Below are 24962 nucleotides of genomic sequence, written 5' to 3'. Positions count from 1 at the left end.
TCTCGTTTGGTCCTTGACTTCAGGCGGCGCGGCGAACCTGCGCGGCATAATCGTTGCCGCCGCCGACACGGAAGCCGCGGATCAGGTTGAGGAGCTCGTCTGTATCGTTGGCGAGCGACTCAGCCGATGCAGTAGTCTCCTCCGCCATCGCGGCGTTCTGCTGGGTCGCGGCATCGAGCTGGTTCATCGAGGACGAGATCGAACGCAATGTCGTATCCTGCTCGGAGGCGCTATGGGCGATCTTGGCGACGATCTCGTTGGCGGCCTTGATCTGGTCGGAGATGCGCTTCAGTGCCTCACCGGCTTCGCCGACCAGGCGGACGCCGTGATCGACCTGACCGGACGAACGGGCGATCTGATCCTTGATCTCCTTGGCCGCGGCGGCCGAGCGCTGTGCCAGTTCGCAAACTTCCTGAGCGACGACCGCAAAGCCCTTGCCGGATTCGCCGGCGCGTGCAGCTTCGACGCCAGCGTTCAGCGCCAGCAGGTTCGTCTGGAAGGCGATTTCGTCGATGACGCCGATAATCTTGCCGATTTCGGCAGACGACTTTTCGATGCCGCTCATCGCTTCGATCGCTTCGGAGACCACCGCATCGCTGCGGCTCGCTTCCGTGCTGACGGCATGAACGCGCTTGCTGGCTTCATGGGCGCCGTCAGCGGTCTGGCGGACTGCGACGGTCAACTCGTCGAGCGCTGCCGAAGTCTCCTCCAGGCTCGCGGCCTGGCGTTCGGTGCGCTGCGACAGATCGTTGGAGGCACGGCGGATCTCTTCCTTGCTGACGGCGATGTCGCCGCCCTTGGCGCTCACTTTGGCCATCGCGACTTCGAGATGCCCGAGCGCATCGTTGAAGTTCTCGCGGAGGGCAGCGTACTTCTGGCCGAGATCGGCGCAACGGACCGTCAGGTCGCCATGGGCAATCTGCTCCAGCGCCTGACCGATGGTCGAGACGACGTGGTTCTGGGCGACCGCTTCCTCGCGCTGCAAGCGCTGACTGCTTTCGCGCTCGCCGTCGAGGGCCATCTGCTGGGCGGCCTCGCGCTCGGACATGGCGTGGCGCTCCCTGACCTTCTGCTGCAGAGACTGCGTCGCCTTGGCCATCATGCCGACTTCGTTGTTCATGTCGGTGTGCGGGATTTTGATCGAGACGTCCTCATCAGCCACCGATTGCAGGGCATTGTGAACGTCCTTCAAGGGGTTTGAAATGCCGCGGATGACCAGGTAGGCAGCCACAATGGCGACGAAGAGTAGGACGATGCTGCTAGCCAATGCGGCCAGGATCGTGTCATCGACTTGGGCATCGAGATCATCCATGTAGACGCCGGTGACGACGACGACCTTCCAGGGGTCGAAGGCCAATGCATATGCCGTCTTGCGAAAATCTCCGGCCGGCTGGCCGGGCTTCGCTGTGGAGTAGTATTCGACGAGACCGCCGCCCTGCTGCCCAAGCTTGACCAGTTCTTCGCGATAGAGCTTGCCTTTGCTGTCCGGCTGCCCCTTGTTGAACTGCCCAACCTTCGAGGCATCGTAGTGGAACATCATCTGGATGTCGTAGCTATAGCCGAAGAAGTAACCATCGGGGTCGTATTTCATGCCGTTGAGCGTAGCGTAGGCCTGCTTCTGGGCCTCTTCCTGGGTCATTGCGCCGGCGGTCACCTTCGCCTGGTACTGCTTGAGAACGGAGACCGCGGACTGAACCTCAGAACGCAGCATATCATAGCGTTCCTTATAGATCGCATTGACCGAGGAGCGAACCTGGATGGTGGTTCCGATTGCAAACGCTACCATCAGGCCAACGACCAGCAAAATAAGCTGTCTGGAAATCTTCAAATTCTTCATCATGCCTCGCAACAGAGCTCGGTTGGGATATCCGGCGCGGTTTCCTACCGCGTATACGAGGGCTGATTGGCCACCCCCTCTTACTGCTGCGAAATTGACATGCGGCTACCGGTCGGCGCTAAAAATGGTCAGGTTATTCTAAGGAATGCTTAACCAGTCTCTACATGTTTCCATGATGATGAAATCGGGAAGTTTCTGAACAAATACAAACAGAAAAATGCGCCCCTATACGTTGGAGTTAGAGTGAAGGAATTGCCAATTTCCAAGTGATGATGGCCCGAAGGATAGCGGAAATTTCGCGTCAGTTGCGCGTCCGCAGGTTGAAACGCACACGCCAGAGCATGTTCTCCAGTTTTCCGCTGGCGGTCGTTAAGCTATATTTCCGGCATGGTTGAGGCTTTGCATGCCTTCGGTGAATTTGTTCTCGATCCCGGCTGCCGCCTGCTGCGGAACGGGCGCGCCGTCGCGCTCGGCCAACGTGGCATCGCCCTTCTTGAAGCGTTGCTTGAAGCCCGTGGGAGCATTGTTTCCAAGGATGTGTTGATGGAGCGTGTCTGGCCCGGAATTGCCGTCGAGGAGAGCAACCTGACCGTGCAGGTCGCGGCGTTGCGCAAGGCGCTTGGCCCTGCACCCGACGGACAGGAATGGATCGCTACGGTGCCGCGCGTCGGCTACCGTTTCATCCGGACGAATGCGGAGGCGAAAGCCGCTGCGACCGCCCCAGAATTGCGGCCGACACTCGCTGTCCTCCCCTTCAGCAATCTCAGCGGCGATCCAAGGCAGGACTATTTTGCCGATGGGATCGTCGATGACATCATTGCGGCACTAAGCCGGTTCCGAAGCTTTGCCGTGGTCGCCCGGGACTGCTCTTTTGCCTACAAGGGCAGTGCAATGGATGTGCGCAAGATCGCCGCCGAACTCGGCGTCGGCTACGTGCTCGAAGGCAGCATCCGACAATCCGGCAATCGGCTGCGTATCGTGGCTGAGCTTGTCGAGCGCCAGAGCAGCACGCACATATGGGCGCAGACTTTCGATGGTACTCTGGACGAGATATTCGACTTTCAGGATCGCATCACCGACAGCGTCGCAATGCTGATCGAACCACTGATCCAAACGGCCGAGATCGAGCGATCACGGCGCGAACGGCCCAGAAGCGTGGCCACCTACGACATCTACCTGCAGGCCCTGGCCAAGATCTCGACCGAAATCGAAGGCGACAATGCGGCCGCCTATGCCCTTCTCATGCAGGGGCTCGCCGCCGAGCCCAACAATGCGCAGCTGCTTGCCCATGCGACATGGGCGCTCGAGCATCGCTACACGATGGGCTGGCCAGCGCTCACCGAGGACGATGTGCAGGCATGTGGCGCACTGGCACGGCGGGCTCTGGAGCACGGCGCCGGCGATGCCATGGTCATGGCCCATTGCGGCGTCGCCTTGATGCAGACGGTGAAGGATTACGATTGGGGTCTCGCGGTTCTGCAAGCGGCGGCCGAATCCAATCCCAACAATCCGATGGCCGTCGTAAGGGCGGGCGTCGGACATCTTCATTGCGGCAATGTCAGCGATGCGCTCAGCCACTTCCACAGGGCCAACCGCCTGACGCCTGGCGACCGAGGCGCGCACTTCTCACTCTGCGGCATCGCTCACGCCCATATCGTCCTCGGTGAGTACGACCAGGCCCTGGCCTGGGCTTCAAGAGCGCTAGCCAGCAATGCGAATTTCGAGCCAACTCTATGGGTGCTCATTGCTGCGAGCGCGCATCTCGGGCGCATGGAGGAAGCCCAGCGGCACGTCGCGGCCTTGAAACGACGGACGCCTGATATCACGATTGAACGCATCCGCGCCGGTCAAGCGGGCAAATATCCGGATCGCATCGCTGCCGTCCTTGACGGGCTGAGAATAGCGGGTGTCCCGGAACGCTAGGGGCCTGATCCTAGTTTCGGATCGTTTCGGAACTTTTCCTTGAGCGTTTCAGGACCGGAATGGCTCATCCGGCAGAGACTGCTTCCCACAGCAAAACTGCAAGTGGGTGACGGCCATGATAACGACGCTGACCATCCTTTCCCTCGATCAGGGACGTATCTACTCCCCTCCGCCTGAGCCAGTTCCAGAACAGACGGCTATCGAAGGCGAGGTTGGAGCATCCGCCGTTGCGGAGGCGCAGGGCACTCAGCACTATCTGCGGCGGGTGAACGTTTCGACAGGATTGCAGGCCCTTGCGCATCTGCTTGCGCCGACCTTTGGAGGCACACCAGCCGGCAAGGCCCATTAGAGACGAAAAATGCGTCCCCGCTTCTCTCAGGGACGCATTTTATCCCCCGCGAGGGGTGGACCCGGTCGACCGAAACTTTGGTCAGGCTGGGGCAGGGAACTGGAGATCAGAACCGAAGTTCAAACTTGGAAACGTCGAGCGGGGCCGTTTGTTCCTTCGGCGCATCTGCCACGCCTGCCGCGATCGGCTTGACGTCGCCACCGATGACCGCAGCCGTCGTCGAGGCGCGGTCGATGTTGTCGGACGGCTGTGTAGCGGCCGTCATGGACACGGCCGGAGCCTTGGTTACGAAAACGACGGGTGACCCGCCCATCCAGCCTTCGGTGCGATAGAGCTTCTTCTCGCCGTTCACGTCGCGAATCTCAGAGGATTGCAGCGAGCCGGGTGTGAGGGTCGGGACGGTGTAGTCCTTCTTGCGCTCGACAGATTCGAGCGGCGGGCAACTTTGGCAGCTTTCCTGGCTGATGCTCCCGCCATTGGTGCGCGTGTCCTTGCCGACCACATCGATCGAAGAGGCGCAGGCGGAACCCGCGGCAAACACAGCTATCGCAGCAAAGAAGACCTGACGCATGGAACACTCCGTCTCACGTTGAGAAGAGACTAGCGCGCCTTTGTTTCCATCCCGTCAGGGGAAAGGGTAAAAATTTAGGGAACTGACCCGATTTCGCGTTTTGCTCACGCCTTTTCGCGCTGTTCGGTAGCAAATGCCGCCTGTGACCGCTTCTGCGCACAAAAGCCCGAGCGCTCTACCGGCTCACATGAAGCGTCGCGAAACCATCTCGACACATTGCAGGCTTCCAGCTTTTCGATCGCAGGATGTTTCTGGATCGGATCAGGATGTGCTAGAGGTTGTGCGAGGGTCGAGGGACGCAACATGTCCAACTTATTGCTGAGGGAGCTTTCCTTATTGGGGCACCGCTGCCCGATCATCACGGCGGACCATGAGGATTATGATCGCTATCGCAAAGTATGGAATGGTGTCGCCGATCGGCGGCCTGCGGCGATCGTCCGCCCGCAGAGTGTGGATGACGTCCAGAAGGCCGTGCACGCAGCTGCTGCATCTCGCGCCCTGCTTGCGGTGCGCGGCGGCGGCCACAGTCTTCCGGGATTCTCAACCTGCGATGCGGGACTTGTTCTCGATCTGTCGGAGCTAACCGCGATCGCCATCGATCGAGATACGCGCACGATCGAGGTAGGCGGCGGGGCACTCCTTGGCGATCTCGATCGCGCGACAGTTCCTGAAGGTTGCCTGGCGTGATCTCGCATACAGGTGTGATAGGTCTGACCCCGGGGTGGAGGCATGGGATGGGCCAGCAGGAGATACGGCCTTACCATCGACAGCTTGCTGGGCGCGGAAATCGCGACCGCGGCTGGAGGCATCATTTGGACAAGCGCAACGTCCGACCCTGAACTCTTCTGGAGCATCCGCGGCGGCGGTGGAAACTTTGGCGTCGTTACACGATTTAAGTTCAGCATGCATCCGCTTGGTTCCATCGTCGTCGGCCAATGGAACTATCCTGCGGGCGACATGAGGCAAGCCCTACAGGCGCTGCTCGACCGAGCGCCAAGGAGGCCTCGCTAAACAAAAGCAAGTTGGTGGCAGATCTACTGAACGTTTTTTTCGCGTTCGATCGCACGCCAGCCGATATCGCGGCGGCAGAAGCCGTTGTCCCAATCGACCTTATCGAGCAGCGCGTAGGCGCGCGTCTGCGCCTCGCCGACCGTCTTGCCCGTGGCAGTGACGTTGAGCACCCGCCCGCCGGTTGCAACCAGCGCACCGTCCTTCAGCGCCGTACCGGCATGAAACACCTTGACGCTCTCGCCCGCGTCCGGGATATGGCGGATCGGCGTGTTCTTATCGTAGGAGCCCGGATAGCCCTTCGATGCCATCACGACAGTCAGGGCCGGATCGTCCGTCCATTCGGCGGACACCTGATCGAGCGTGCCATTGGCGGTGGCAAACAGGAGCGGCAGAAGATCGCTCTTCAGTCGCATCATCAGCACCTGGCATTCGGGATCGCCGAAGCGGACATTGTATTCGATGAGCTCGGGACCCTTGGCGGTTATCATCAGGCCGGCGAAGAAGACGCCGGAGAAGGGATAGCCGCTTTCGGCCATGCCGCGCATGGTTGGTTCGATGATTTCCTTCATCGTGCGTTCGACCATGTCGGCCGTCATCACGGGTGCCGGCGAATAGGCGCCCATGCCGCCGGTGTTCGGGCCGGTGTCACCCTCGCCCACCCGCTTGTGATCCTGGGCGGTTGCGAGCGGCAGGACGTGCTTGCCGTCACAGAGGCAGAAGAAGCTCGCTTCCTCACCATCAAGATAGGCTTCGATGACGACCTCGGCACCCGCCGCACCGAAGGCACCCTCGAAGCAGTCGTCGACGGCGGCGAGCGCTTCATCGACGGTCATGGCGACGGTCACGCCCTTGCCGGCAGCAAGGCCATCGGCCTTGACGACGATTGGGGCGCCCTGCTCGCGGATATAGGCCTTGGCCTTAGGCGCATTGTTGAAGCGCCGATAGGCACCGGTAGGGATGTCGTAGCGGGCGCAGATATCCTTGGTGAAGCCCTTCGAGCCCTCGAGCTGAGCCGCGGCAGCCGACGGGCCGAAGACGGGAAAGCCTTCGGCGCGCAGCTTGTCGGCTATTCCCGCCACGAGCGGTGCTTCCGGGCCGACGACGACGAAATCGATCGCCTTGCCCTTGCAGAAGGCAATGACGGCATCATGGTCGTCGACATCGACGGCAACCATTGTCGCGTGCTCGGCAATGCCCGGATTGCCCGGAGCGGCGTAGAAGTCCGTCATGGCAGGCGATTGCGCCAGCTTCCAGGCCAATGCGTGCTCGCGTCCGCCCGATCCGATCAACAGAACCTTCATGCCCGTCCCTTTCACGTTTCCGTCTGGCGGTTAAGGGGAGAGCGCCGAAAGGTCAAGCAGGAATGCTTGAGCAAGAAGCCTTACCAGCCGCCGCCACCACCACCGCCACCGCCGCCACCGGAGAAGCCGCCCGAGGAACCGCCGCCGGAAAAACCGGAGGACGAACTGGAGGGCGGTGCCGGGATCGTGGAAGCAATCGTCGAGGCCATCGATGAGGAGAAGCCGCCGATGCGATCGGAGAAATTGCCACTGCCGAAATTGCCGGAATACCAGGATGGGGCGTAGGCGGCCGCGGCTACTCCCGCTGCTGCCGCGGCAAGCCAGGTCTCGAAGGCGCGCGACCAGGGCTTTTCGACGCCGAGCGCGACAGCATAGGGCAAGAGCTTCTCGAAATGCTGCGGCGACATCTCGGGCGCCCCCGCCATGTTCATGCGGTCCTTCTCAGCCAGCGTCATGTACTGACGCAGGCCGTCGATACCATCCATCAGCTTGGCCCCGAGCGGGGTCGGCGCACCCATGATGAAGACGTAGAGGAGGTTCAGCAGGATGACGCCGCCGATGGCAAACAGCATCGGCGTCTCGTGGAGTTCGACCAGCGACGAGAACAGCGCCAAGGCCAGAGACGACACGATGCTGAAGCCGACAAAGGTGGCGATACCGATGGCGATCACGGACATGATCTTCGCGCCGAGCGACCTGCCGGGGCGGAACGACTTGGCAAAGCCGGCAACGAAGACGGAAATAAAGACGACAACGACGATCGGAATGATCATCAAAGCGATGGTCTCCGGCTCCAGCGTGCCAAAGACGAAGAGGGCCACCAACGAGGCGGCGCTGAGTGCGATACCGCCCGTCGTGTAGCCGGTATTCGCGTTGTAGTATTTGCCGCGGTGCTCGCGCTCAATGGCGGCCCGGAAACTGTCCCCCGCCGACTTCACCTTCGTTCCGTTGGCCTCGTCAATCGTCAGGGAGCCCTTGGCGCCGACGGCATTCAGCAGGCTCGTTTCGCCGGCCTCAAGCTTCTCCTTACCGACCGGCTTGTCGGTGCGGCGGATGATGATCGCGTTCTTGAGGTCTTCCAGTACCACATAGCCGCGCACCGCCAGATTGAGGGCCGTGGCCGACAGCGCCGTCCAGCCCTGCCCGGAGAAACCGCGATTGTCGATATAGTTCACCAGTGCCGGCGAGATGCCGTCGGGCGGGTCCCAGCGCGGCACCAGCACGCCGCGGGCCGGATCGCGGCCGACCTTCAGCCAAGAACGCGTATAGTAGAGGAAGACGAGGAGAAGGCCACCGAAGCCGAGGAAGTAGTCGCGGTTGTCGCTCAGCCACCAGCGCCGTGTGTCGTCGGCGCTCGGCGGATCGATCGAGCCCTTCGGCATCTTGACGGCAATCGTCAGCCCTTCGCCTGCGTTGAGCGGCCGGGTCGTCGAAAACAGCAGTCGGCCGCCGCCCCCGGAAACGCTTGCATTCCTGTCCGTCGCCCCCCGCGGGCCAGTGAAAAAAGCAGTGTCGGTCGCGCTGACACCGTCAGGAAGGTTGACCGTCGCCGTCGCCGTCAGGATCGGGAAGATCCAGCCGTTGCCGGTAACATTCCAGTAGAGCTCATCGTGATTGTCGAAGTAGCGGATCTGGCGATTGGTGCGGTAGGTGAAGACGTATTCGTGGCGGCCATAGCTGACTGTGACGTCTTCCGAGCCGGCATAGATGCGGATACCGCCACTGATGGACTCGGTATGCCAAGGCTCGTCGCGACCATCGCGCTTGACCGAGATAACGTCGAAGTCGACGCGGCGGAGGCGGCCTTCTTCATCCTGATAGGTCAGCGGAAAATCGCGAAAGATGCCGCGCCGGATACGATTGCCTTCGGCATTGACGGTGATCGTCTCCGTCACCGTCATCGCCCCGCTCTTCTCAAGCGCGATGTTTGACGCGAAAGCGTTAATCACCTCCGCAGCGATGGCGCCACGCGCCGCAAGCATCAGAAACAGAACGAAGCAGAGGCCGGAAAGCCGTCGGATCATCATACCCCTCGCCTGCGGCGTCCCGGCCGCGTCAGATAGTGTCAGCCCTCGTCGGCATAGGTCACACCAAGCCCTGCCAGCGTCCGCCAGTAGGCAGGGAAGGTTTTGCCAACGCAGTCCGGATCAAGGATCGTGATGCCGGCGATCTTTAGGCCGGCGAGCGCAAAGCTCATGGCGATGCGGTGATCGGCGAAGGTGTCGATGTTGGCCGGCAGGCGCTGTCCGGCGAGATCCGGATCGGACTGGACGATCAGGTCATCGCCTTCCTCGCGCGCCAGATCCTGACGGATCTGCGTGAGGCCCGTCGAGACCGCTCGAATGCGATCGCATTCCTTGACGCGCAGATTGGCGATGCCGACGAAACGAACCGGCGTCTCGTTGAAAGCCGCAAGAACGGCAAGGGTCGGAACCGCATCCTGCATCTGCGAACCGTCGATGACGGCCGGAAGATGCGGGAACTTGGCGATCAGGTCATAGGCCTTCGCATCCGGCTGCGTGAACGCGCCGTTCGCAACGCCGAGGTCGATCTTGCCTGACGTCAGCACTTCCGCCGCCCAGAGGTAGGTCGCGGCCGAGGCGTCCGGCTCGACCACAAAGTCGGCCGCGGTGTAGCCGGTCGGCTCGACGCGCCAGGTCACCGGGCTGGTCTTCTCGACCTTGGCGCCAAAGGTGCGCATCGCCGCCGTCGTCAGATCGATGTAGCCGAGCGCGCCGATATCCTCGCCAAGTAACTCGATCGTCACCGGCTTGTCGCCGCCGGCGGCCATCATCAGGAGCGCCGAGACATACTGGCTCGACAGGCCTCCATCGATCTGGATGCGGCTCGCTTCGAAACGGCCGGTGCCCTTGACGGTAACGGGCGGGCAGCCGGTTTCGGTCGATGCGTCGATGCCAAGCGAACGCAGCGCATCGACGAGCGGGCCGATCGGGCGCTTGCGCATGTGTTGGTCACCATCGACGACAACCGTGCCATCCACCAGGGCGGCAGCGGCCGTCAGGAAGCGCGTCGCCGTTCCGGCGTTGCCGAGGAAGAGCGGCACCTGTGGCGGCAGCAGCTTGCCGCTGCCCGTGACGACGAAGCTCGTGTCATCCGGCTCCTCGATGATCACGCCCATGCCGCGGAGAGCGTCGGCCATATAGCGGGTGTCATCGCTCTTCAAAGCGCCGGTCAGGCGGCTGGTACCCTTGGCGAGACCCGCCAGAAGCAACGCGCGGTTGGTGATCGACTTCGAGCCGGGGGGGACGGCGCGGCCTGTCAGCGGCTTGTCCGGCGGGATGATGGTGAGCTTCTCTTTACTCATAACCTTGTCTTTTCCGTCTTTGCGCGAAGGCCGTTTCCAGCCACGATCATGCCCTGCTCATAGCAGCTTTTACGTAAAGGCAAATGGCGGATGTCAGAACTTTACCGTCGGAACGGCGCGATCCGCTTCGTTGGTGATCTCGAAATACTCGCGCTTCTGGAAACCGAACTGGCCGGCGACCAGATTGGACGGGAAGCTCTCGACCTTGACGTTCAGATCACGAGCCGCGCCATTGTAGTAGCGGCGGGCCATCTGGATTTCGCTTTCCATCGTCTCGAGCGAGGTCTGCAGCTCGCGGAAATTCTCGTTCGCCTTCAGGTCGGGATAGGCTTCGGCGAGAGCCAACACACGGCCGAGCGCCTGGCCAAGCAGGCCTTCCGCCTGGGCGCGACCGGCGACATCGCCTGCTGGAACTGATTGGGCCTTGTTGCGGAGGGCAACGACCTCTTCGAGCGTCGTCTTCTCGTGCGCGGCATAGCCCTTGACCGTCTCGATGAGATTGGGGATCAGGTCGGCGCGGCGCTTCAGCTGCACATCAATGCCGGACCAGGCTTCCTCAGACATCTGCCGTGCGCGAACGAGGCCGTTGTAAATGAAGACGGCATAAAGCGCGGCCAGAACGACAAGGCCAAGAATAATATACATCACGAATCCCCCGCAACGACCGAAAGTATGCCGGGAGACTATGCGCGTTACCGCAGATTGTCATCCCGCATTTCCGGTCTCTTCGGGACAATCAAAGACAAGGGTAGCGAAAAATCACGATACCGTCGCGCCGGCCGACGTCCCAATTTTCATCTTGCACGGTTGAAACAAACGTGCCCGAGAAACTTGCGACGAGGATCATTCAGACCATGGCGCAGTACTTTTCCTCCTCAACATGCTGGCCATCGCTTCGTACTTCTTTGTCCAGAAAATGGCGCGCCCGGTGGAGCGCCGTGTCGAGGCCAGAAGCGACGATCGCCACTGACTGCCGCCCTTCAAGCGGCAGTTTTCGCCAGATTCACCCCACCTGCATCCGTCATTAGGAAGGCCTCGCCGCAGGCCTTGGCGAGCGTCCGTACGCGCAGAATGTAGCTCTGACGCTCGGTAACCGAGATCACACCGCGGGCATCCAACAGATTGAAGACATGGCTTGCCTTGATGCACTGGTCGTAGGCCGGGAAGACGCACTTGTGCAGCTTCTGGTTATCGCTGTCGCCCGGCGCGCCGGCCGCGAGGAGCGCCTGGCATTCCTTCTCGGCGTCGATGAAGTGCCGGTGCAGCATTTCCGTGTTGGCGTACTCGAAATTGTGGCGGGAATATTCCTGCTCCGCCTGTAGGAAGACGTCGCCGTAACTGATCTTCTCGTCGCCCTCGCGACCGTTGAAGTTCAGGTCGTAGACATTGTCGACGCCCTGGACGTACATCGCAAGGCGCTCAAGGCCGTAGGTCAACTCGCCCGAGACAGGCGAGCATTCGATGCCGCAGACCTGCTGGAAATAAGTGAACTGCGACACTTCCATGCCGTCGCACCAGCACTCCCAGCCAAGACCCCAGGCGCCGAGCGTCGGGCTTTCCCAGTCATCCTCGACGAAACGGATGTCATGCAGCAGCGGATCGAGGCCGATCGCCGCGAGCGAGCCGAGATAGAGCTCCTGCAGGTTCGGCGGGTTCGGCTTCAGGAGGACCTGATACTGGTAATAGTGCTGCAGGCGGTTCGGGTTCTCGCCATAGCGGCCGTCCGACGGGCGACGCGACGGTTGCACGTAGGCAGCTTTCCATGGCTTGGGGCCGAGCGCACGTAGCGTCGTTGCCGGGTGGAACGTACCGGCGCCAACTTCCATGTCGTAGGGCTGCAGCACCGCACAACCCTTGTCCGCCCAATAATTGTGAAGCGTGAGGATCAGCGCCTGGAACGAGCGCTTCGGGTTCATGTGGTCGGGGATTGCTGCAGACATGGAACGGCTTCCGAATTCGTACAAAAGTGCGCGGACAGGTGCCACGACGCGCCAGATGGGTCAAGGCTTTTGCGGCTCTACTCGTCCTCGTCCTTTTTCAGATGGTATTCGCCCGTAACCGGATCCTTGACAAGTGTGCCGATGGCACCCGTCTGGCGCTCCTTCTCGGCACGGCGGGATCGCTCGGCGAGCCGCTTTGCATCAGCAATGAAGCGACGGTAGAGAAGCCAGGCGCCAACCACCAGCACGACAATGATTATCAGTTGCGGCATGATGCCAGCCTTTTAATCCCTCACAGCCCGTATCGACTCCACAATGCCTTCTCCTCGGCGGCCTCGACAAGTCCGATCGCGAGACCGGATCCGGCACCTTCCAAGTTGGCTGACGATATACCGGGAATGCGCCTTCCGAAAAGACCGCGCGCAGGCATCACCAGCTCGAGTTTGGTTTTGGCCCCATAGCGGCGCTTCAATTCCTGGCGCATGTCGCCGAGGCCGTCGATCAGGCCGAGTTCGAGGCCGCGCGTGCCCGTCCAGAAGAGCCCGGAGAACACCACATCGTCGTTCTTCAGTTTGCCGGCACGTCGTTCGCGAACCATGGAGATGAAGACCTGATGGATCTCCAGCTGCAGGGTCTTCAGGTATTCGATATCCTTTTCCTTCTCGGGCTGGAATGGATCAAGGATCACCTTGTTTTCCCCCGCAGTATAGACGCGGCGTTCCACCCCGATCTTCTTCAGCAGCTCCGGGAAACCGAAGCCACCGGAGACGACGCCGATCGAGCCGACGATGGAAGTGGGGTCGGCAATGATTTCGTCGCCAGCAAGCGCGATCATGTAGCCACCGGATGCCGCAACATCTTCTATGAAGACAAGAACCTTCTTCTGCTTTTCACGTGCGAGTTCGCGGATGCGGGTAAAGACGAGCCGCGATTGCACCGGGGAGCCACCCGGCGAATTGAGCGAGATCGCAACCGCCGGCGCATCCTTGAAGGTAAAGGCCTTCTCCAGGACCTGCGCCGCAGCGGCGAGATTGAGAGTGGGCCGGAACTGGCTTCCGCCGCTCATGATCGGGCCGTGAAGTCGAACCACGGGGATCACCACACCTTCCTTGCGGAAACGCTTCGGCAGCAACCTCTTCAAAAATCCGGCCATTTTCCATCCTTTGCGGCGACATCAGCAAACGTCTTCCATGTATGCAACGGAGCGACAAACGCAATGGTCGCTGCAGAAAACATCTCCCATTCACAAATCTTATTGCGAATGACTTGCATTATCATTCCAATCAGACATACTGCTCCTACTGGTAAAAAGGGCGAAATTGCATGGACATCGTAAATACGAACACAAAGGCCGGCTGGCGACACGAGCGCGAAGAGGCATCGCTTTCCGATGTCTACCGCTCAATCCAGACGCAGAAACATGGGACGCGCTGGCGGCGCATTGCCGCGTTCCTCGGGCCCGGCTACATGGTGGCCGTCGGCTATATGGATCCCGGCAACTGGGCGACTTCGCTCGCCGGCGGTTCGAAGTTCGGCTATGCGCTGCTGACCGTCGCCCTCCTGTCCAACCTGATGGCGATCGTCTTGCAGTCGCTCTGCGCGCGCCTCGCCATCGCGTCCGGCCGCGACCTTGCACAGGCCTGCCGTGACGCCTACCCGAAGTACGTCTCCATTCCGCTGTGGGCGTTTGCCGAAATCGCCATCATCGCGACCGACATCGCCGAAGTGATCGGCACGGCGATCGGCCTCAATCTGCTCTTCGGCATCCCGCTTGAGCTCGGCGTGCTTATCACGTCGCTCGACGTGTTCCTCATCCTCTATCTGCAGAAGATCGGCTTCCGCTGGGTGGAAGCTTTCGTGATCGCCCTGCTCGCCATCATCGCCGTGTGCTTTGGCGTGCAGATCTTCCTTGCCGACCCGGAATGGGGTGCGGTGATCCGGGGCTTCTTCCCGACGACCGAGATCGTTTCCAACCCTGAGATGCTCTATCTCGCGCTCGGCATTCTCGGCGCCACCGTGATGCCGCACAATCTCTACCTGCACTCGGGCATCGTCCAGACCCGCGCTTACGGCCACACGGTGCCGGAAAAGCGCCAAGCGCTGACCTACGCGACGATCGACTCGACCATAGCGCTCTGCTTTGCGCTCCTGATCAATGCATCGATCCTGATCCTTGCGGCGGCTGCCTTCCATGCGAACGGCAAGACGGACGTCGTGGAATTGGGCGAGGCATCTTCGTTGCTCGCACCGTTGCTTGGCCTGGCAATCGCTCCAACACTCTTCGGCATCGCACTCCTGTGCTGCGGCCTGAACTCGACGGTTACGGCAACGCTTGCCGGCCAGATCGTCATGGAAGGCTTCCTGAAGATCCGGCTTCAACCGTGGGTTCGTCGCCTGATCACACGTGCGATCGCCATTGTTCCGGCCGCCTTCGTCACGATCTGGTATGGCGACAAGGGTACGGCGGAACTGCTGATCCTGACCCAGGTCGTGCTCAGCCTGCAGCTTTCCTTCGCCGTCTTCCCGCTCGTGATGTTTACGGCGAGCAAGGCGAAGATGGGCGCGCTGGTCGCCCCGCGCTGGCTAAGCGCAATCGCCTATGTGATTGCAGTCCTGATTGCCGGTCTCAATGTCAAGCTGCTGTTCGACTTTGTCACCGGCTAGCGCCTGGCATAGGCCGCCCGGCCATTGTTGAGATCGTCAACGAAGGGGGAGAATTTATGCGTCCCCTCCTCGTGCATGATGAGTGGCGCGCGCAGCGAAAACCGCGCGCGCGACCCTTTTATGGCCGTGACGAGGATACGCACGGCGTTCTCGCCCTCGCGCGGATGGATCGCGGTGACTTCGATGCCGCCGAAACGGCGTCCGCAGGCATCGATGATTTCCGCAATCGATTCCGGCCGCGCGATCAGGGACAATTGCCCGCCGGGGATCATGATCGCCCCGGCCGTCCGCACCCAGCTTTCGAACGTTCCTTCCGTCATCGCGTGTGCCTCCGCCTTCAAGGCATCGGGTGTGCGGCGATCGCCCGCATCGTTGAACGGCGGGTTCATGATGACGTGATGAAAGCTCTCGTCGGGGAGACCGGCTTCGTTGCGCGCCTTCGCCCTTAGCGTCACATCCGCCTCGACGACGGAAACGCGGCCCGCCAGATAGGCATTTTCAGGCAGGAGGACGCTGCGGCGCGCATAGTCGGCCATCTCGGCGGAGCGCTCGAAGAGCACGACTTCGGCGGCCGGCAGCCGCGACGCGACGGCCAAGCCGGCGGCACCTGCGCCGGCACCGAGATCCGCGACCTTGATCGGACGGTCGTCGGCCACAAGCGCAGCTAGCAGCATTGCATCCATGCCGGAGCGATGCCCCCTGCCCTTCGGCTGTACCACATGGAACAGCCCCCGATGAAAAGCGTCGATCGTCTCGGCAACATCTCCCGTCATCTCAGGCTCACTTGGGAGCGCGCAGTTCGTCGCCGAGCCCGGCATCCGCGAGGATCCGCCGTGCCCGATCTGCCTCCTCGTCATCGACAAGCAGCCGGCGCTGCAACATGTCCAGCGACCCTTCCAGAACGCTCATGCCTTGATCGGCGATGAAGCAGTGGATCCCCGCATCCTTCAGCAGGCTCTCCGCGTAGGAGAGCAACACGGGATCATTGGCGCGAATAAGTTCATGCATTTGCCGGAAAATCCCTTTCAAATTTGCGCGACGCGACAATTCACCCCTTGCCGCGCCAATCGCCCCTTTCTATTGTCCAACTCAATAATTTAACAGGAGTCCGGGTCGTTGGGCGTGGTCATACCGCTTGAAGAAAGCAAAAACAAACTGGCATCCGTCAAGCCGCTGGTCGATTTGACTAAGGCGGACATGCAACGGGTGAACCAGCTTATCCTCTCCAAGGCCGGTTCCGATGTCCAGATGATCCCGGAGGTGGCCAACCATCTCATCTCGTCCGGCGGCAAGCGTCTCCGTCCGATGCTGACTTTGGCGTCGGCCGCGCTGTTCGGCTACAAGGGCGAGAACCACATCAAGCTTGCGACATCAGTCGAGTTCATGCACACCGCGACGCTGCTGCATGACGATGTGGTTGACGAGAGCGACCTTCGCCGCGGAAAGTCCACCGCCCGGATGATCTGGGGCAACCAGGCGAGCGTGCTCGTCGGCGACTTCCTGCTCGGCCAGGCGTTCCGCATGATGGTCGATGTCGGCTCGCTCGATGCGCTCGATGTGCTCTCCTCGGCGGCTTGCGTGATCGCCGAAGGAGAAGTGCTGCAGCTCTCCGTCGCTAAGAACATGGAAACGACCGAGGACGACTACCTCGCAGTCATCCGCGCGAAGACCGCGGCGTTATTTGCCGCCGCCGCGGAAGTCGGCCCGATCGTCGCCGATGCCGGCAAATCCGGCCGCAACGCGCTGAAGTCCTACGGCATGAATCTCGGCCTAGCCTTCCAGCTCGTCGACGACGCGCTGGACTACGGTGGCAAGGCAGCCGATCTCGGCAAGAATGTCGGCGACGACTTCCGCGAGGGCAAGATCACGCTCCCGGTGATCCTCGCCTATCGCCGCGGCACCGAGGAAGAGCGCGCTTTCTGGCGACAGGCCATTGAAGGCGGCGAGAGCAGCGACCAGAACCTCGAAAGGGCGCTTGGCCTGATTGCCAAGTACGGCACGCTGAACGACACCATTGCCCGGGCGGTTCACTACGGCACGATTGCACGCGATGCGCTCGCGCCGCTTCCCGAGACGGCATGGAAGTCGGCCCTGATGGAAGTCATCGACTTCTGCATTGAGCGCGTCAATTAATCGACGGTCACTGATCGCGGGCTGAATTTATTGCAGGGCCGCTTCAAAAAAGCCATCCTGTTGTGAGTCAGTCATTTCAACTGATTTTGCAGTCGGACGAGGCCGGCTGCCCGACAAGAGAGGTTTTCTAATGCGGCAAAAACTTGCCTTCCGTCTTCTTTCGAGCGCAGCCATGGCAGCGGTCCTATCGCTGGCAGCGCTCGGCGGCGTGAATGCCGAAGAGACGGCCAAGAAGGACGATGCCGCCACGGTGATCTTCGATCCGGATAGCGTCACGAGCTTCTCCGGCGCATTTTTGGCTGCCCGGACGGCCGATGTCGATCACGATTACGAGACGGCGATTGAGCTCTACAAGAAGGCGTTGCAAATCGAGCCGGGAAATCCGGAGATTCGCCAGCGACTGATGATCTCGCTACTTCTGAACGGCGACATCAAGGATGGCGTGAAATATGCCAACGACCTGAAAGGCGACCCGACGGTCGAGCGCATCACGACCATCGTGCGCAGCATGGATGCCATTCGCCGCGGCGAGTACAAGACAGCTGAATCACTTCTGAAATATACCGGCCCGAACGATCTCGACCGGATGATGAACGATCTGCTCGCTGCCTGGGCTCGTGTCGGCGCCGGCCGTGGCAAGGATGCGCTCGCCATGGTTCAGAAGATGAAGGGGCCGGATTGGGTCGGCATCTTCAAATCCTACAATGCCGGCGCGATCGCGATTGTGAACGGCGACGTAAGGGCGGCTCGCCAGAACCTCAACGACGCCGTGCTCGACAGGGACGGCGGCGCGACGGCTCCCGATACCTTCATGCGCGCCGTCATGGCTCTCGCTCGACTGGAAGCCTCGCAGGGCAACAAGCAAAAGGCACTCGACGCGATTTCCGTCGGCGACAACCTGCTGCCGAACTACGCGCCGCTGAACGCATTGCGCCAGAGCATCGAAAAGGGCGAGAAGCAGGAGCAGCAGATTCAGACCGCCAAACAGGGCGCTGCGGGCGTGCTGTTCTCCATCGGGGGCGCGCTGAACCGCGATGGCGCCGAGGATATTGTCTCGCTCTACCTGCAGACAGCCAAGACGCTGGATCCGGATAGCGCCGATACACTCGTCATGCTCGGCGGCATTGCCGAGAAGCAGGAGCAGATGGACCGCGCGATTGCGCTCTACAAGCAGGTGCCGGAGACCTCGCCGATGCGCCGCATCTCCGAGCTGCAGCTCGGTCTTGCCCTTGCGCAGGGCGGCAAGGTGGAAGAAGCGCGCAAGCACCTTCAAAGCCTGATCGCCTCTGATCCAAAAGACGTTCGCAGCTACCTCGCCTACGGCAGTGTGCTGTCGGATGCGAAGGATTACGCCGCCATGGCCGACAACTACGACAAGGCCGTCGAAGTCCTCGGCCCGCTGCCGGGCAAGGGCGCATGGACGGTCTTCTTCCAGCGTGGCATTGCCTATGAGCGCCTGAAGAAATGGGACCAGGCCGAGCCGAATTTCCGCAAGGCGCTGGAACTCAACCCCGACCAGCCACAGGTTCTGAACTACCTCGGCTACTCCTGGATCGACATGAACCGGAACCTCGATGAGGGGCTGGGGATGATCAAGAAGGCGGTCGATCTGCGTCCGGATGACGGCTATATCATCGACTCTCTGGGTTGGGCCTATTTCCGGCTGAACCGCTTCGACGATGCGGTGGAGGAGCTGGAGAAGGCAGCGCAGATCAAGGCCGGCGATGCGACGATCAACGACCATCTGGGCGATGCCTACTGGCGTGTCGGCCGCAAGCTCGAAGCTGTCTACCAGTGGAACCGCGCTCTCGGCTCTGAGCCTGAGGCTTCCGAGATCCCGAAGATCAAGGAAAAGATCGCCAACGGCTTGCCGCAGGATACGGACAACTCCAAGGCCGCCGACAAGAAGCAGCCGGATCCGGCCCCGGTCGAACCGAAGCCCACGGACAAGAAGTCCTGATAGGCGATGCCTGCGACGAGGTTGCGCGATGACGTAGCTGTCATCGAGGACGCTCCGGCAAAAATCAATCTGGCCCTGCATGTGACGGGCCAGAGGTCCGACGGCTACCATCTGCTCGATATGCTGGTGACCTTCACCCGGCTTGGCGACCGCTTGGAATTTAGGCCGGCGGAGGACGACGAGTTCGCGATCTCAGGGCACTTCGCCGAGGCGCTCGTCGACGACCGCGACGACAATCTTGTCCTGAAGGCGCGGGACATTCTGCGCGACACGATCACTTGCGAGGGTGGCTTTGCTCCCGCGGTTCGCATCCATCTCCAGAAGAACCTGCCGATTGCATCCGGAATCGGCGGCGGATCGGCCGATGCGGCAGCGACGCTTCGCGGTCTGATGCGGCTCTGGAACGTCTCGTTTTCGAATGCGACCATCGAGGCGATCGCCGTCCGGCTCGGTGCCGACGTGCCCATGTGCCTGGCGAGCAGACCACTGATCGCGCGCGGCATTGGCGAAGAGATCACGCCTGTCGACAACATGCCGGCCTTTGCCATGATACTGGCAAACCCGTTGAAAGGCGTATCGACGCCCGAGGTTTTCCGGAAGCTGGCGATCAAGACCAATCCGGCACTCGACATGACACCCCGTTCCACCTGGGTCGAGACGATAGGCTCGATGCGCAATGACCTTGAGCCGGTCGCTCGGGACCTGCTGCCCGAAATTACCGAGATCTCGGCGATGCTCAAGAAGCAAGGCGCTTCCCTTGTTCGCATGTCTGGTTCGGGCGCGACCTGCTACGGCATCTTCGATACGCTTGCAGCGGCTGAGGACGCGGTCGCAGCGCTTCACAGCGAGCGACCGGACTGGTATTTCGAAGCAACGGAAACGATCGCTGGAGGGCATGATGCCAAGACTGGATGAAACGCGTTCCTTCATCCCTGTCGGCATTGCCGTGCTGACGGTCTCGGACACACGGACGCTCGCCGATGACCGTTCCGGCGATACGTTGGTTTCCAGGATCACGGAGGCGGGTCACCGGTTGGTCGACCGCGCGATCGTCCCCGACGACCGACAGGCAATCGCTTCGCGTGTGAAGGCCTGGACCGAGCGCGACGATATCGACGTCGTGATCACCACCGGCGGAACAGGCTTTACCGGCCGCGACGTTACGCCGGATGCGCTGGAACCGCTTTTCGAGAAGAAGATGGATGGCTTTTCGGAGGTGTTCCACCGTATCTCCTACGACAAGATCGGCACGTCGACGATTCAATCACGCGCCACGGCGGGAGTTGCCAACGCGACCTTTATCTTCGCGCTGCCCGGCTCGCCCGGCGCCTGCAAGGATGCCTGGGACGGCATCCTGAAAGCCCAGCTCGACTACCGCCACTTGCCCTGTAATTTCGTGGAGATCATGCCGCGCCTCGATGAGCATCTGAAGCGCGGCGGGGGCAAGTAACGGACTGCTTCGGCAGAAAAATGCAAACCTGCAGCGCTATGTCCCAATGCCCGGAAGAGTAGGCATCGTCTCCCAGCTATCACCCGACAGCAGGATGCAGCTTACGCCGCGAACATCCGTGATGAGCAGCGTCCACGTGCCGCTCTGCGCGGCATAGACCTCAAGCATGGCGTTCTGGTTGACCAATCCGACTGCCGTCAGTTTTTCGGCAAAGTTCTTGTCGAGGAAATTAACGACCTCGGATCGGCCTGCGCAACTGCGCATCATCTGCGATGCTGCCGAATGCGGATGCGCGATCATCGATGTCGCCAATATGACGGCCGACAACAGGCCGCGGATCATATTGCGTTTCATGACGCACCTCCTTTTGCCGGAAACCGGCAGAAGAGGAGACTTCCGCTGACCTGTTCTGCCGTCTAACGGCATTCCATGGTCGACCGTCACGAAGCGAGGCGCTCGGGCGGCGCCATGCAGGAATTATAGCGCAAAATTGTATCGGGCGCCATCTTTTGCGGAGAGGTCGAAGGACCAGCACGCGTTTGCTATCGGGCGGCGCGCGCGACCCATGATGGAATCAGTTCGCTGGAAAGCTTGCGCAGCTTCTGCCCTTTCGCGAATTCGGAAAGGCGCATACCGCTTCTTGCCGTGGCCATCGCCTGCTTCTTGGGAAGGAGAAGTCCAAGCTCGAGCGGCGACGAGGCACGGCCGATGCGCTGCAGGAAGGGCCGTCGATATCCCCGCGAGGCAGTGAAGCGCGCCGGCAACTTGTTTAGCGCCATGTACTCGGCAATCTCGTCGATCCAGCCCGTCTGTGGCCGCGCTCCCGGCTCGACGAAAAGCAGCCACTCGCCCCGCGCCGAGCGCACTATATCCTTGATATCCCATTGCGAATGAAACCGGCAGCCGGCGGCATCGGCCACCCTTGAGGTCCCATCCCTTGAGTCGTGGTCAAGCACTACGACATCGCTGACGAGCCCCTCCACCGCGCCTGCAACCAACACCGATAACGTCTGCGCCAGTTCAGGTTCCTGATCCCGGCATTCGAGTACAACAGTCAACATTGCCTATTCATAGAGCGCCGCACAAAAATTTGCCAGCGGCACTTTCCTCATTTTGTTCTTGCATTGTTCTCATTTTGCCGATAGGAATTTAATCATCAAAACGGATGGAAGCAACGCTTCCGCCAGCGGAGAATCCGATGAACGAGCAGCCCCTTGCAGGGCAGGCCGCATTCGCGCCTGCCAATACGGCAGATATTGCCGATGCGATGATCGTATCTGCCGGCCTGCGGATCGATGTCGACCGCCGCCGGGGACGCGCAGCCGGACTCAATCCGAGCGGGCGCTTCGAGCCGTTGCGCCGTGAGACTTTCGACGACGGCTGGCAGAACCTTGAGGACCTACCTCCGTTCAAGACCGAGGTTCAGATCGAAAAGCCCCGTACGGCCATCACCCGCAATGAATCGCCGGACATTCCCTTCGACCGCTCGATCAATCCCTATCGTGGCTGTGAGCATGGCTGCATCTACTGCTTCGCGCGGCCGACGCATGCCTATATGGGGCTTTCGGCCGGCCTCGACTTCGAAGCAAAGCTCTTTGCCAAACCGGATGCGGCGAAGCTTCTGGAGCGCGAATTGGCGAAGCCCGGCTATAAGCCGCGCGTGATCGCGATCGGCACCAACACCGATCCCTACCAGCCAATCGAGAAGGAATGGCGCATCATGCGGCAGATCCTCGAGGTGCTTGAGAAGGCGAACCATCCGGTTTCGATCGTAACCAAGTCGGCAATGATCATGCGCGACATCGACATTCTCTCGGCGATGGCGGAGAGGAACCTTGTCCGTGTTTCGCTGTCGGTGACGACGCTCGACCGAAAGCTGGCGCGAACCATGGAGCCGCGCGCCTCGACGCCGACGCGTCGGCTGGAGGCCATCCGCGCGCTCTCCGAGGCAGGTATCCAGACATCGGTGATGGCTGCCCCGATGATTCCGGCGCTCAACGATCATGAACTGGAGCGCATTCTGGACTCGGCTCACGCCGCTGGCGCTGCGGAAGCGGGTTATGTGATCCTGCGCCTGCCGCTCGAAGTGTCACCGCTGTTTCGCGACTGGCTGCTGCAAAATTATCCTGACCGCTACCGCCACGTCATGTCGCTGGTTCGCTCGATGCGCGGCGGCAAGGATTACGACGCCGAGTTCGGCAAGCGAATGAAAGGTGCTGGACCCTATGCCTGGCAGATTGCGCGCCGCTTTGAAATGGCGACGAAACGGCTCGGTATGACCCGACGCAGCATGCCACTGCGGGACGACCTGTTCGTTCCGCCCGATGGCAGCGGCGTTCAACTCTCGCTGCTTTGATGTTTGAGTTTCGCGGATGGTCGCCCTGCCCTTCCGCGCTCAAGTCCCCGGCCCGCCGCCCTGATCCGGGGACTTGCAGGAAATCGGGTTGGCGTGCGAGGTTCAGCCGCATGAAACGTCGCACGTCACCCGATTCTCCCATGCTTTTCGAAGATGTCCCTCTCGTGCCGGATTTCCGGCTGGAACTGAAGGCGCGCAAGGCCGGCCACTGGCCGGTCGCCGGCGCCGATGAGGCGGGGCGCGGACCTCTCGCCGGCCCCGTCGTGGCGGCCGCTGTCATTCTCGATCCCAAACGCATTCCTGATGGGCTGAACGATTCGAAGCAGCTTTCAGCACAGAAGCGCGAGGAGCTCTTCGTGCAGATCCTCGCAACGGCGACGGTGTCTATTGCCTCCTCAAGCTCGACGCGCATCGACGAGACGGATATCCGCAAGGCGAGCCTCGATGCCATGCGCCGCGCCATCTGTGGCCTGTCGATTCCTGCAAGCTATGTCCTGACCGACGGGCTCGACGTTCCACCCGGTCTTGCCTGCCCCGGGCAGGCGGTCGTCAAGGGTGACGCACGCTCCGTGTCCATCGCTGCCGCCTCGATCGTTGCCAAGGTGACGCGGGACCGAATGATGGCACGCGCCGACAGCACGTTCCCGGCTTACGGCTTTGCCGCGCATGCAGGCTATGGCACCGCGCAGCACCGGGCCGGCATCGAAAAACACGGCCCCTGCTCGCTGCATAGGATGACGTTCAGTCCGCTGAAAAAAGGCGCGTTTGTCGACGGCGAATGACGTCAGGTCAGACTCGAGACGCCCGCTACGATCTGCTCCCTGTGGCGTTGGATATAGGCGATGTCCTGCCGGTAGAGCCGGTCATGCCCTTCCTCGATGTTGCGCTGATACTTCGCCGATCCCTTTGAAGCTTCGGTCTCCATGAAGGAAACGAGGGCTTCGAGCCGCGTGATGATGCCGTCGACTGCCGTAGCGCGAAGCTCGCTGTTCAGCCCATATTCTTCCAGGAAGACACGCGCCCTTTCGATCTGCCTCTCTATACGGGAGAGTTCATGTGCGACGATTGCCGAAGAGAGCGGCGCCCAGCGATAGATCGCATAGGCCAAATCCCATATCCGGGAACCCGGATGCGCAGTCTCGAAGTCGATCACTCCCGCGAGTTTGCCGTCTCTCAGGACGATGTTGTAAGGCGCGAAATCGCCATGGCAGATCACATCCAGTGGCTCGCGTGGCGGCAGTTGCCATGTTCGCTTCGCCCAGTTGGCGGCGATCGGCGCGGTACAGTCGTGGTAGCGGCGCAGCCAGCCTGCCGCCGATAGAAGTGCTGGAGCGGATTGCATCTCGGCATCCCGCTCAATGTCCGCAATCTTTCCCGGGAGAAAGGTGACACGCTCCCAATCCGCGTCGAGACCGGCCGGCCTCGGTGCAGTATCGAAACCGTGCGCCTGCAGATGCGCCAGAAGCGCCTGCACGCTCCCGCTCCACGGGCGGGCGCAACGCCACACCAGGTCGCCACGGCGGAACGGCCGGTCACCACTGCCTTCTCCCAACATTCAATCCCCGATGTGCTCCGGAGACGCACATGTGCGCACAAACAGAAAAGCCCCGCAATGCGGGGCCTTCTTTTCAGAAGCTGTTGCTCACCTCAGTTGAGGCGGCTCTTGACGTGGCTGACAGCGTCGCTGAAGAGCTCGGACTGAACCTTCGTGTCCGCCTTCTTCGCCAGGACGTTTTCGGCCGCAGCGATCGCCAGATCGACGGCAGCGGAACGAACCGCCTTCATCGCATCGGCCTCTGCCTGCTTGATCTTCTGTTCGGAAACCGCGGTGCGGTTCGCGACGAATTCTTCCGTCTTCTTCTTGGCTTCGGCGGTCAGCATTTCGGCTTCGCGCTCGGCTGCAGCAACGATGTGTGCAGCTTCGGCTTCGGCTTCCTTACGCTTGCGCTGATACTCAGCCAGCAGATGCTGGGCCTCTTCGCGCAGACGCTTAGCTTCCGAGAGCTCGTTGCGGATCTGATCTGCACGGTCGTCAAGCGACTTTGCCATCATGCCGGGAACCTTGAGGTAAACAACCAGCGCCAGGAATAGAACAAGGCCAACGAATGCGAAGAATGTTGCGTCGAGTGCAAATTCCATCGA

At 61.2% G+C, this 24962-nt stretch carries 25 protein-coding genes; 10 read left to right on the top strand and 15 right to left on the bottom strand.

The window, feature by feature from the left end; all coding sequences use genetic code 11:
- Window positions 1-19: 19 nt before the first annotated feature.
- Window positions 20-1837, bottom strand: a complete 1818-nt coding sequence (locus FHT71_RS03785; protein ID WP_183718926.1) for a methyl-accepting chemotaxis protein — start codon at window positions 1835-1837, stop codon at window positions 20-22.
- A 387-nt stretch (window positions 1838-2224) separates the two neighbouring features.
- Here FHT71_RS03785 and FHT71_RS03780 point away from each other — a divergent pair, with 387 nt between their 5' ends.
- Complete coding sequence (locus tag FHT71_RS03780) at window positions 2225-3760, top strand: winged helix-turn-helix domain-containing protein (RefSeq protein WP_183718924.1); 1536 nt, start codon at window positions 2225-2227, stop codon at window positions 3758-3760.
- Window positions 3761-3875: 115 nt separating this feature from the next.
- Complete coding sequence (locus FHT71_RS03775) at window positions 3876-4109, top strand: hypothetical protein (RefSeq protein ID WP_132588436.1); 234 nt, start codon at window positions 3876-3878, stop codon at window positions 4107-4109.
- 106 nt (window positions 4110-4215) lie between these two features.
- On the opposite strand, the gene FHT71_RS03770 is transcribed toward FHT71_RS03775, so the two are convergent.
- The gene (locus FHT71_RS03770) at window positions 4216-4680 is read right to left on the bottom strand and encodes a plant virulence effector HPE1-like domain-containing protein (protein ID WP_132588435.1); all 465 of its coding nucleotides are present in this window, start codon (window positions 4678-4680) and stop codon (window positions 4216-4218) included.
- Between the two features lie 303 nt (window positions 4681-4983).
- Here FHT71_RS03770 and FHT71_RS03765 point away from each other — a divergent pair, with 303 nt between their 5' ends.
- A complete protein-coding gene (locus tag FHT71_RS03765; RefSeq protein ID WP_183718922.1) occupies window positions 4984-5367 on the top strand; it encodes an FAD-dependent oxidoreductase in 384 nt (127 codons plus the stop codon).
- 347 nt (window positions 5368-5714) lie between these two features.
- On the opposite strand, the gene purD is transcribed toward FHT71_RS03765, so the two are convergent.
- The 7 genes from purD to FHT71_RS03730 form a co-directional block, all read right to left on the bottom strand.
- Entirely contained in the window at window positions 5715-6992 is a 1278-nt protein-coding gene (purD, locus tag FHT71_RS03760; protein ID WP_132588434.1) for a phosphoribosylamine--glycine ligase, read from the bottom strand.
- A gap of 80 nt (window positions 6993-7072) precedes the next feature.
- On the bottom strand, window positions 7073-9016 hold the full coding sequence (locus FHT71_RS03755; RefSeq protein ID WP_183718946.1) for a DUF2207 domain-containing protein: 1944 nt from the start codon (window positions 9014-9016) through the stop codon (window positions 7073-7075).
- Between the two features lie 41 nt (window positions 9017-9057).
- Window positions 9058-10317 (bottom strand): 3-phosphoshikimate 1-carboxyvinyltransferase, encoded by a 1260-nt coding sequence (gene aroA, locus FHT71_RS03750; RefSeq protein ID WP_183718920.1) that lies wholly within the window; start codon window positions 10315-10317, stop codon window positions 9058-9060.
- A gap of 93 nt (window positions 10318-10410) precedes the next feature.
- Window positions 10411-10962, bottom strand: a complete 552-nt coding sequence (locus FHT71_RS03745) for a LemA family protein (protein ID WP_007789130.1) — start codon at window positions 10960-10962, stop codon at window positions 10411-10413.
- 335 nt (window positions 10963-11297) lie between these two features.
- Entirely contained in the window at window positions 11298-12257 is a 960-nt protein-coding gene (locus tag FHT71_RS03740) for a glycine--tRNA ligase subunit alpha (protein ID WP_007789131.1), read from the bottom strand.
- Between the two features lie 77 nt (window positions 12258-12334).
- Complete coding sequence (locus FHT71_RS03735) at window positions 12335-12529, bottom strand: membrane protein (RefSeq protein ID WP_007789132.1); 195 nt, start codon at window positions 12527-12529, stop codon at window positions 12335-12337.
- 20 nt (window positions 12530-12549) lie between these two features.
- On the bottom strand, window positions 12550-13410 hold the full coding sequence (locus tag FHT71_RS03730; protein WP_132588432.1) for a S49 family peptidase: 861 nt from the start codon (window positions 13408-13410) through the stop codon (window positions 12550-12552).
- Window positions 13411-13580: 170 nt separating this feature from the next.
- On the opposite strand from FHT71_RS03730, the gene FHT71_RS03725 reads away from it, so the two are divergent.
- Complete coding sequence (locus tag FHT71_RS03725; protein ID WP_007789134.1) at window positions 13581-14921, top strand: Nramp family divalent metal transporter; 1341 nt, start codon at window positions 13581-13583, stop codon at window positions 14919-14921.
- Here FHT71_RS03725 and FHT71_RS03720 read toward each other — a convergent pair.
- Window positions 14918-15694 (bottom strand): methyltransferase, encoded by a 777-nt coding sequence (locus tag FHT71_RS03720; protein WP_183718918.1) that lies wholly within the window; start codon window positions 15692-15694, stop codon window positions 14918-14920. The genes FHT71_RS03725 and FHT71_RS03720 overlap by 4 nt on opposite strands.
- 7 nt (window positions 15695-15701) lie before the next feature.
- Window positions 15702-15929: a DUF2007 domain-containing protein gene (locus tag FHT71_RS03715; protein ID WP_007789138.1), complete on the bottom strand. Its 228-nt coding sequence runs from the start codon at window positions 15927-15929 to the stop codon at window positions 15702-15704.
- Between the two features lie 108 nt (window positions 15930-16037).
- On the opposite strand from FHT71_RS03715, the gene FHT71_RS03710 reads away from it, so the two are divergent.
- The 4 genes from FHT71_RS03710 (at window position 16038) to moaB (ending at window position 20464) form a co-directional block, all read left to right on the top strand.
- The gene (locus FHT71_RS03710; protein ID WP_007789141.1) at window positions 16038-17054 is read left to right on the top strand and encodes a polyprenyl synthetase family protein; all 1017 of its coding nucleotides are present in this window, start codon (window positions 16038-16040) and stop codon (window positions 17052-17054) included.
- Window positions 17055-17184: 130 nt separating this feature from the next.
- Complete coding sequence (locus FHT71_RS03705) at window positions 17185-19014, top strand: tetratricopeptide repeat protein (protein WP_007789144.1); 1830 nt, start codon at window positions 17185-17187, stop codon at window positions 19012-19014.
- A gap of 6 nt (window positions 19015-19020) precedes the next feature.
- A complete protein-coding gene (locus FHT71_RS03700) occupies window positions 19021-19929 on the top strand; it encodes a 4-(cytidine 5'-diphospho)-2-C-methyl-D-erythritol kinase (protein ID WP_132588431.1) in 909 nt (302 codons plus the stop codon).
- Complete coding sequence (gene moaB / locus FHT71_RS03695; RefSeq protein ID WP_007789150.1) at window positions 19913-20464, top strand: molybdenum cofactor biosynthesis protein B; 552 nt, start codon at window positions 19913-19915, stop codon at window positions 20462-20464. Before FHT71_RS03700 ends, moaB begins: the two co-directional genes overlap by 17 nt.
- A gap of 36 nt (window positions 20465-20500) precedes the next feature.
- Here the strand turns inward: moaB and FHT71_RS03690 are convergent, their stop codons facing one another.
- Together FHT71_RS03690 and FHT71_RS03685 are read right to left on the bottom strand one after the other, a co-directional pair.
- Window positions 20501-20818, bottom strand: coding sequence for a hypothetical protein (locus FHT71_RS03690; protein ID WP_007789152.1), 318 nt, complete (start codon window positions 20816-20818; stop codon window positions 20501-20503).
- 188 nt (window positions 20819-21006) lie between these two features.
- On the bottom strand, window positions 21007-21525 hold the full coding sequence (locus tag FHT71_RS03685) for a glycosyl transferase (RefSeq protein WP_007789153.1): 519 nt from the start codon (window positions 21523-21525) through the stop codon (window positions 21007-21009).
- A gap of 137 nt (window positions 21526-21662) precedes the next feature.
- Between FHT71_RS03685 and FHT71_RS03680 the strand changes: the two genes are divergently transcribed.
- Together FHT71_RS03680 and FHT71_RS03675 are read left to right on the top strand one after the other, a co-directional pair.
- Window positions 21663-22820 (top strand): PA0069 family radical SAM protein, encoded by a 1158-nt coding sequence (locus FHT71_RS03680; RefSeq protein ID WP_007789154.1) that lies wholly within the window; start codon window positions 21663-21665, stop codon window positions 22818-22820.
- 110 nt (window positions 22821-22930) lie between these two features.
- Window positions 22931-23602: a ribonuclease HII gene (locus tag FHT71_RS03675; RefSeq protein ID WP_132588430.1), complete on the top strand. Its 672-nt coding sequence runs from the start codon at window positions 22931-22933 to the stop codon at window positions 23600-23602.
- Between the two features lie 2 nt (window positions 23603-23604).
- On the opposite strand, the gene FHT71_RS03670 is transcribed toward FHT71_RS03675, so the two are convergent.
- The gene (locus FHT71_RS03670; protein ID WP_245505406.1) at window positions 23605-24294 is read right to left on the bottom strand and encodes an aminoglycoside phosphotransferase family protein; all 690 of its coding nucleotides are present in this window, start codon (window positions 24292-24294) and stop codon (window positions 23605-23607) included.
- A gap of 173 nt (window positions 24295-24467) precedes the next feature.
- Window positions 24468-24959 carry a F0F1 ATP synthase subunit B gene (locus FHT71_RS03665; protein WP_007789157.1) on the bottom strand — a complete coding sequence of 164 codons (492 nt, stop codon included), beginning with the start codon at window positions 24957-24959 and terminating at the stop codon, window positions 24468-24470.
- Window positions 24960-24962 lie beyond the last annotated feature (3 nt).

This window comes from Rhizobium sp. BK060, from assembly GCF_014193145.1.
In the GTDB taxonomy this organism is placed as follows: domain Bacteria; phylum Pseudomonadota; class Alphaproteobacteria; order Rhizobiales; family Rhizobiaceae; genus Rhizobium.
The sequence above is the reverse complement of the archived record's forward strand: the minus strand, read 5'-3'. Positions and strand labels throughout refer to the sequence as shown.